The sequence below is a fragment of the Rubrivivax gelatinosus genome (assembly GCF_016583785.1).
GTDB lineage: Bacteria > Pseudomonadota > Gammaproteobacteria > Burkholderiales > Burkholderiaceae_C > Rubrivivax > Rubrivivax gelatinosus_B.
The window spans coordinates 1-1539 of the sequence record NZ_NRRU01000211.1 but is presented as its reverse complement, the minus strand read 5'-3'; the positions used below and the strand labels follow the sequence as shown (position 1 = coordinate 1539).

At 75.7% G+C, this 1539-nt stretch carries 1 protein-coding gene and 1 pseudogene; both read right to left on the bottom strand.

Features of this window, described 5'->3' with window-relative positions; genetic code table 11:
- On the bottom strand, positions 1–1103 hold a 1103-nt coding region (locus CKO43_RS25395; RefSeq protein ID WP_200380410.1), incomplete at its 3' end, for a CHASE2 domain-containing protein.
- Positions 1091–1539 (bottom strand): annotated as a pseudogene (locus CKO43_RS25390) (hypothetical protein); the annotation flags it as partial. The gene CKO43_RS25395 and the pseudogene CKO43_RS25390, both read right to left, overlap by 13 nt.

Sequence of the window (1539 nt, the reverse complement as noted above, 5' to 3'; positions counted from 1 at the left end):
AGCAGCACCAGCGACAGCGCCGAGCCGGCGAGCAGCCACCGCGTGCCGGTGCGCGTCAGCGCCGCCGCCAGCGCCGGCGTCAGCGCCAGCAGCACGAGCAGCGCCTGCAGCGCGGCCGGCGCCGGGCGCAGCAGCCGGTCGTCGCGCAAGGCGGTGTACGACTGGGCCGCGATCTCCATCGAGTCCGACTGGCCTGCCACCGTCATCGAGCGCCCGGCCAGCAGCGCGCTGCTGCCGACGAAGACGACGCGGCCGCGGATCAGCGCGGCCAGCTGGCGGCCGCCGGGCGTGAGCGCGGCGTCGCCGGTGCCGAGCGTCCAGGCGTCGTGGTAGGAGATGCGGGCCACCGAGCCCAGTGGCGCCAGCAGCGGCCGCACGCGGCCCTGGGTGTCGGTCGGCCAGGTGCTGTCGACGCTGCCGCCAGCGGCGAACAGCGCCGCCAGCGCGATGCCGGGCAGCGTGCGCCCGTCGCCGCGGTGCCACAGCGGCATGCGGCGCAGCACACCGTCCTCGTCCAGCGTCGTCGTCACCACGCCCAGGCGCAGCGCCCCGGTGGCCGCCGGCTGCACCGAGGCGGCGGGCAGCAGCATCGCCTGCCAGCGCTGCGCCGGCACGTCGGCGTCGCTGGTCGCGGGCGGCGGCAACGGCTCGATGCCGGCCGCCGCCAGCACCACCGGCGCGCCGTCCGCGGCGACGGTGCGGGCGAGCTTGCTGTCGTCGAGCAGGCGGCCGTCGGCGGTCCGGCCGGCGCTCACCGGCCCCGCCGCCGGCTGCCCGTCGACGGTGTCGCGACGCTCGGCCAGCAGCAGCTGCAGCACGATCGCACGGGCGCCGTGGCGGCGCAGGCCGTCGATCAGCAGCGCATGGGTGTCACGCGTATAGGGCCAGCTGCCGTTGCCCTTCAACTGCTCGATCGAGCGGTCGTCGGCGTCGACGATCAGCACGCCCTCGCTCGCCTGCAGCGGCGCCACGCCGCGCTGCAACCAGTCCTCCAGCGGTTGCGACCAGCGGCCTTGCAGCGGCGACAGGCCGACGACGAGCGCCGCGAGCAGTCCGATGGCCGGAATCGTCCAGCGCCGCGTGTCGGTCTTCAGAACAGCCACAGCAGCGCCGGCAACAACCACCACCAGCGCAGGCGGCTCGGCACGTCCAGCTGCTGGGTGCTGCCGTAGGCTCCTGGCCGGCCGTCGGGGCCGATGCTGCGCACGCGCACGTGGTACAGCCCGGCACCCGCGGGCTCGAAGCTCCAGCTCGGCTGCTCGACCCGGCCTTCGGCGACGATCTCACCGAAAGCCGCGTCGCGTGCGACCTGGATCTCGTAACTCACACCCGGACGCGGCGATGGCGGCCACGCGAGCGCGATGCGGTCGGAATCGATGTCGGCTTTTGCTTCACCGGGTGCAGCCGGCGGCGGCTCGACGACCTCCAGCGGCAGCGCCTGGCCCCAGGGCCCGGCGTCGCCGCCGGCGCGCACGCTGCGCAGCCGCCAGACGTATCGGCCGGGCGCGAGCTCGGCTTCGGCCTCGGTGCCGGTGAGGT